The following is a 6,379-nucleotide window of genomic DNA, read 5'->3' as shown; positions in this document are numbered from 1 at the left end:
GCGCAGGGCCGGTCCCGCCGCCGCTGGAGATCCGGCGCTAGGCCGCGATCTGCATCAGCTTGATGGCCGCGAAGTCCTGCACGCCACCGCCGACGCGCTTGGTGGTGTAGAACTCGACGAACGGCTTGGACGAATAGGGGTCGCGCAGCACGCGGATGCCCATGCGGTCGACGATCAGGTAGCCGCGGCGGAAGTCGCCGAACGCCACCGGATACGCGCCGGCGCCGACATCGGGCATGTTGTCATCTTCGGCGACGGTATAGCCCGACAGGGTGGCGGGCTGGCCGGCCTGGGCCGACGGCTGCCACAGGTAGTTGCCCTGGCCGTCCTTCAGCAGGCGGGCGGCGCCCACCGTCTTGCGGTTCATCAGGAACCGGGCGTTCGGCCGGTAGCCGGTCTTGGGCGCATAGACCAGGTTGATCAGCGCATCGCCGGTCAGCAGCGTGGCGTGGCCCGACTTGACGTAACCCAGTTTGCCCCACTCGTACGCGGCGTCGGCCACCTTGTCGTAGTCGAGGATGCCGCGGGGCTTCTTGATGCCGTTGCCGGTGATGAAGGCCGCGCCCTCCTTTTCGGAGAACTCGATATCCACCTCGCCGGCCAACCAGGCCGCCAGGTCGACGCGGCTGTCGTCCAGCAGGGTCTGGCTGGCCTTCGGCTTGGCGTAGATCTCGCCCGGCGTGAAGGTCAGCTCGCCCAAGACCGGCGTACCGGTTTCGGGACGGGCGTCGGTCTCGCCCACCCAGCCGGAACCGGCGCCGCCCAGGCTCACCTGCTTCTTGTACTCGCTGGAGCCGATCGGCTGAATCTGCGCCAGGGTGCGCATGATCGAGGTCGTGCCCAGCACCCGGTCGATGGCCTGTTCCATTTCGGTCGGAACCAGGAAGCCGCCGTCCGGATCGGATTGCGAAGTCATCGCCGCCTTCACCGCCAGGTCGTGCAAGGCGCTGGTCGCGCCCTCGTCGCCGCGTCGGAAGAACTTGGCGAACGTCTCGCTGTAAGTCCGCTGCTCGCGGGTTTGACCGGGCGCACCGCCCCCCGAAAGCTGCAGGGCGGCCATACGCGTGTTGATTTCGTCGAGCGCACCTTGGAACGCGCCAACGGCTTCGTTGATCTTCTCGACCTTTTGGTCGACCAGGACGTCGGCCTTGCCGCTCAGCTTTTGCTCGTTGGCCGCCTTGAACTCTTCGAAGGCGGTTTGCAGCGACGCGAACATCGCCTTGGGGTCGGAGACGTCGGCGCGAACGCCTTGGCCGACGATGGCGCGCGGCAGGCCGCGAGTGCTCGGCTGAAGCACGGCAGCGGGACGCACGTTGGCGTTGGCGGCCACGCACGACAGAGCGCTGGCCGCCAGGGCCAGTTTCAGGGACTTGGTCATGAAATGCCCTTTCAGGCTTTGAGGGATGCAATCAGCGCGGCGACAGAGCCGTGCCAGTCGGGTTCCCCAGCGCCGGGCGTGGGGGTCTCATCGTGGGCAGCGCCTGGCGTGCCCTTGATTCTGTTGATGCGGTCGCGCGCCTGGGTGCGCGTCAGGCCGGCCGAGACCAGCTGCAGCTCCATGGCGCGCAGGTCGTTGATCTTCTGATCGGCGGCCTTGGTCTCGGGTTCGGTCGTCAGCTTGTCGGCCGCCAGCAGCGAGTCGGCGAAACCGCGCTCAATCGCCTGCGAACCCGACATATAGGTTTCGGCGTCCATCCACTTGACGCAGTCGGCGACTTTCTGGCCGGTGCGCGCGGCGTAGACGTCGGCCATGGCCGCGTCGAACGGGGCCAGGAACTCGGCCGTTTCCTGCATGTCGTGGCGGTTGCCCATCGCCAGGACCCAGCAGTTGTGGATCATGATGAACGACGCGGCGCCGATCTCGATCGTGTCGCCGGCCATGGCGATCACCGACGCGGCGCTGGCCGCCATGCCCATGACCTTGATCGTGATCGGCTGCGAATGCTCGCGCAGCACATTGTAGATCGCGATGCCCTCGAACATGTCGCCGCCGGGCGAATTGATCTGCACCTCGACCGGACGGTCGCCGATCGCCCGCAGCTGCGCCGCCACGCCCTTGGCGGTGATGCCGCCGCCCGACCACCAATCCTCGCCGATGATGTCGAACATGGTGATGACGTTGTCGCCGCGCTCCAGCGACCGGATGCCAGCCGCGTCCTCGCTCCAGCGGTCCAACACGCCGCCTGGCGTGAACGCCTGGACGTCATGCTTGGCCGGCACCGGCAGCGCGCCGGGGCGCGCCTTGGCGAACACGCGAGGCTTAGGCTTCGTCATCGTCGGGTTCCTTCGGCTCGGCCGGGGTCTTGCCTGGGCTGGGCGCCGCGCCCATGCGGGCCGGCAGCACGTTGCCGCCCTCGATCGGCGGCAGATCTTCCAGGGCCCGCACCTCGTTGACGGTCATCCAGGGCTGACCACCACCCGAACCCAGGGCGCGCGAATAGTTCTCGGTGCGGGTTTTGGAGTCGCCGCGCAGCAGCACGCGGCTATCGATCTTGATATAGATGCCAGCCTTGCGATCAGCGTCGGTCAGCAGGTCGCGCTCGCACGCCTGTTCCCACATCACATGCAGGTCCAGGCCGGTGTACTGGATGAACCCGGTGTTCTGTTGCTCTAGCCCCGTGCCCCAGCTTGTCGCCTTTTCGGTGTCGCCCAGCAGGAACGGCGGCACGCCGTAGAACATCGCGATGTCGGTCCGCGAGAACTTGCGGCCCTCCAGGAACTGCATGTCGACCGCCGACATCAGACCGGACGCATAGTCCAGGCCGTCTTCCAGGATCATCAGCTTACCGGCGTTCTCGGCGCCGACATTGTTGGTGTCCAGGTCCGCCTTCAGGCGGTCATAGGCCTCGTCGCTCAGCGTGCCCGCGGTCTTGAGGGCTCCGCCGCCCAGGACGCCGTTCTTGAACATCCGGCCGCCGGCCGTCTGCTGGGTCATGGACAGGCCCATCGCCTCGCGGGCGGACCGCAGCACGCCGATGCCGCGAACGCCGTCGACGCTGAACCCGCGCAGGTGCAGCAGATCTTCCTGCCGAAGCGGCACCTTGCGACCCTTGCGGGTGGTGAAGGTGTAGCTCAGCGACATGTCGTCGTTCTGCGCGACCTCCATGCGGTCCGGATCGTCCAGAGGCCACAGGGCGATCACGCGGCCCATGGACGTGATCTTCAGCGCGAACCCGTCGCCCTTGTTGACCGCGTGGGCGGTCAGCATCTTGCGAAACTCAGCCGGCGTCTGCCAGCCATTCGGCCGCTCGGTCATCACCTTGCGCAGGGGATGATTGACCGCCGGGCGGCGCGTGGTCTCGTCGACCCGCTCCATGACCTCGGCCGGGAAGTTACCGCAGATGCCCGCCAGCAGCAGGGTGCAGCGCCAGGCGGTCGAGATCCCCAGGGCCGATCCCATGTTGACCACGGCGCCCGACGAGGAAACCTGGCCGCCGCGCAGGTACTCGGCCACCGCGGGGTCGTCGAGGTCGCGAAACACGACCGTCTCACCCTGCGAACGCGGGCGAACCGGGTTCGCCTGTTCGACCGCCCGGCCACGGCCGAACGTAAAGAGGTCGCGCAGCGCCACGATCAGAGCCGACGAATGCCGCGCGACTCGTACACCGAGACCTTGGGCCTGGTGTCCTTGGCCGCCGCGCCGCGCGCCATGACCAGGCCGACAATGCCGTCAATTCTCATGGTCGACTTGTCCTTAGACGGCTTGATGTTGCCGGCCGCGTCGGTCTCGATCGCGACGGCCTGGGCGTGCCGGCGCAGCAGAGGCTGGCCGCCATGGTGGAAGGCGTTGCCCAGCACGAACCGTTCGATGTCCTTGGCCGGGGCGCTCATGCTGACAAAGCCCTGGCCGAACAGTCCGACCGGCAGGCCCTCGCCATGCAGCTTCACGTAGGTTTCGCTGGCGTCGAACCGGTCGATGGCGATCCCGAACTGCTGTTCGGTGCGCTTCTCGCCTCGGAACGCTACCTTGAATTTCTGGGCGTCCAGCATCAGCCGGGCGCGGATGGCTTCGTGATCGATCACATTGCCGGGTGTGGTCAGCAGCGACCCCGCCAGCAGCGGGTCTTTGCTGCCGGCCAGCATCTTGTCGTACGGCACGCGGTCGCGCTTGGTGTGTTCCTTGATCAGGTCGGCCGGCTTCCAGAACCGCGCCAGCACCGCCGGGACGTCCAGGCCTTCCTGTTCCGGGAACCACCAGACCAGCGCCGACAAGTCCTGCACCGCCGACAGGTCCAGCCCGCCGAAACAGCGCTTGCCGGCCAGCTTGTCCTCGAGAGCCCGCCAGTCGACCGGGCCGACGCAGTGATCCCAGCCGAAGCGGTTGCCGTCGTCGTCGACGCCGTCGATCGGCAGCCAGCGCACGGCCTGTTCGGTCCAGATGTTCAGCTTGTAGCGCTTGAAATCGTTCTCAAGGCGCGGCGAGCGTTTGGCCTCGGCGGCGGCCTCGGCCATCGCCTCGACCTTCACTGAAACGCCCAGGTTTGGATTGGCCTGCGCCCAGACCTCCGGCTTGGTCCAGTCGGCCTCCGGGTCGGCGGCATAGACCACCACCAGGGTGTGAGGCGCCTCGACCTCGCCTTTCAAGATCGCCTGGCATTCGGACCAGACCGTTTCACCGTGCGAGCCCGACACCCCGGCGGTGCTGATCAGGAATTCCAGCGGCTGGCGCCGCGCCACACCGCTGTCGTGAATGAACGTGTACAGGTCGCCGTTGCGCCACTCGTGGATCTCATCGCCGATGAGTCCCGACATGTTCAGCCCATGCTTGCCGCCGGGCTTGCCCGACAGAGGCCGAAAGCTGGCGTTCAACTGCGGGCAGTAGATCGCCGGTTTCATGCACTCCAGCTTCTGCGAGAGGCTGGGGCTGTAGGCGACCATGCTGGTGGCCTTGTCGAAGACGATCGCGGCCTGGTCCTTTTCCGACGCGATCGAGAACACCTGGCCGGCGGGTTCGGCGTCGCCCAGCAGCATCAGCAGGGCGATGCCCGCGGCCAGCTCGGTCTTGCCGTTCTTGCGCGGCACCCAGACGTAGCAGACGCGATAACGCCGCGTGCCGTCCGGACGCTTCCAGCCGAACAGCGGCCGGATGATGTCGTGTTCTTGCCATTCCTGCAGGACGAAAGGCCTGCCGGCCCACTCGCCCGTGGTCAGGCGCAGATAGTTCGGGAAGAAGGCGGCGGCCTTGTCGGCCGTGCCCTCGTCGTACCAGTATTCGCCGTCGCGCCAGACGCCCGTGTCGGCGTCCCACCAGGCGTCTTTGTACCGCGCCAGCGCCTTCGGCTTGGCGGGCTCAGCCCACTTGCGCTTAGCCGCCACTTGCCTAGTTCAGCATCCCGACCGGGCCGCTGTCGACCACAGGCTTGGCGGCCGGCGTCGGCTTGGCGGCAGGGTCTTCCTTGGGCGGGGCCGCTGCGAACAGATCGCCCGACACGCCCGACTGCGAGCGCGCGGCCATGATCCGCTGGCGCTCGGCCGGGTTCAGCCCGAACCGGTCTTCAGCCGCTAGCAACTGCCGCTCGATCCGGTCGGCGATCAGGAACACCGGGTTGGCCCGCTTCAACTTGCCATGCGCCGACTCCGACAGGTACGTCTCGCCGTCTTTGTCCAGTTCATTCGACAACTTCACCCACCGGGCGAAGTTGCGGCAGTACCGGGCGAACGCCCCGACGTCGGCCTCGGTCAGCAGCTTCGCAGCCGCCAGCAGCGGCGCCCGCAGGTTCCAAATCTCCAGCCCCTCGCCCGCCAGCCAGGCCGGCGGCTTGACGCCATTGACTGCCACGGCCTCGACAGGCGCCGCCTCGACGGGCTTGCGCTTCGAACGAACCGGGTTCGTCTGGGCCCGCACGGCGGCAGGCTTCGGCTTGGGGCCGCGCGCCATGGGGTCGCTCCAAAAAAAGTTCTCGGAAATACGCGAAAAGATGCGCGTTGCTAGGACGCCGGTCCCGGCCGAGAAGGCTGTAGACTTTTACCCCCCCCTCCCCCTTGCGCTTCGGCGAGGGTCGGGAGGCCGAGCTGGCGGGCGAGGTCGTCGAGGGCGATCAGGCCGCGCCGTTCGAGGCGTTGCTTGAAGCCTTTGTGGCAATCGTCACAGGTGCTGACCCACAAGGCCTTGAGCCAGAACACGCCCTTGAAGGTGCGATGCGGGTAAAGGTGGTCGACCGCTTCGGCGGCCTTCACCTCGCCAATCAGGGCGCAGTAGCGGCAGAGTGGATCATGGTCGAGGTGGCCCTTGGCCGCCTTGTCCCACTTGGTGGTGTAGCCGCGCTCGCGGGCTGAGCCTCGGCGGGCGTCATTGTCGCGCTCCCGCTCGGCCCTAGGCCGGCCGGTTCGAAAGGTCGGAGGCATGAACGGCAAGCGCGCACGCCTCCGATAAGTCGAT

At 67.2% G+C, this 6,379-nt stretch carries 6 protein-coding genes; all 6 read right to left on the bottom strand.

The features are described 5' to 3' along the window. Window positions 1-37: 37 nt before the first annotated feature. The 6 genes from WAL33_RS20160 to WAL33_RS20135 all read right to left on the bottom strand — a co-directional run bounded on the left by WAL33_RS20160 (window position 38) and on the right by WAL33_RS20135 (window position 6,354). Complete coding sequence (locus WAL33_RS20160) at window positions 38-1,378, bottom strand: phage major capsid protein (protein ID WP_422183643.1); 1,341 nt, start codon at window positions 1,376-1,378, stop codon at window positions 38-40. 11 nt (window positions 1,379-1,389) lie between these two features. Further along, window positions 1,390-2,274: a head maturation protease, ClpP-related gene (locus tag WAL33_RS20155; protein WP_422183641.1), complete on the bottom strand. Its 885-nt coding sequence runs from the start codon at window positions 2,272-2,274 to the stop codon at window positions 1,390-1,392. Beyond that, complete coding sequence (locus tag WAL33_RS20150) at window positions 2,261-3,481, bottom strand: phage portal protein (protein ID WP_422183639.1); 1,221 nt, start codon at window positions 3,479-3,481, stop codon at window positions 2,261-2,263. The genes WAL33_RS20155 and WAL33_RS20150 overlap by 14 nt, the downstream gene beginning before the upstream one ends. A 92-nt stretch (window positions 3,482-3,573) precedes the next feature. Further along, window positions 3,574-5,316 (bottom strand): terminase large subunit, encoded by a 1,743-nt coding sequence (locus tag WAL33_RS20145; protein ID WP_422183638.1) that lies wholly within the window; start codon window positions 5,314-5,316, stop codon window positions 3,574-3,576. A 4-nt stretch (window positions 5,317-5,320) separates the two neighbouring features. After that, entirely contained in the window at window positions 5,321-5,878 is a 558-nt protein-coding gene (locus WAL33_RS20140; protein ID WP_422183636.1) for a phage terminase small subunit P27 family, read from the bottom strand. Between the two features lie 50 nt (window positions 5,879-5,928). After that, window positions 5,929-6,354: a hypothetical protein gene (locus WAL33_RS20135; protein ID WP_422183634.1), complete on the bottom strand. Its 426-nt coding sequence runs from the start codon at window positions 6,352-6,354 to the stop codon at window positions 5,929-5,931. Window positions 6,355-6,379 lie beyond the last annotated feature (25 nt).

It is taken from the genome of Caulobacter sp., from assembly GCF_049283275.1.
Taxonomy (GTDB): domain Bacteria; phylum Pseudomonadota; class Alphaproteobacteria; order Caulobacterales; family Caulobacteraceae; genus Caulobacter.
This window is presented reverse-complemented; position numbering and strand designations above follow the sequence as displayed.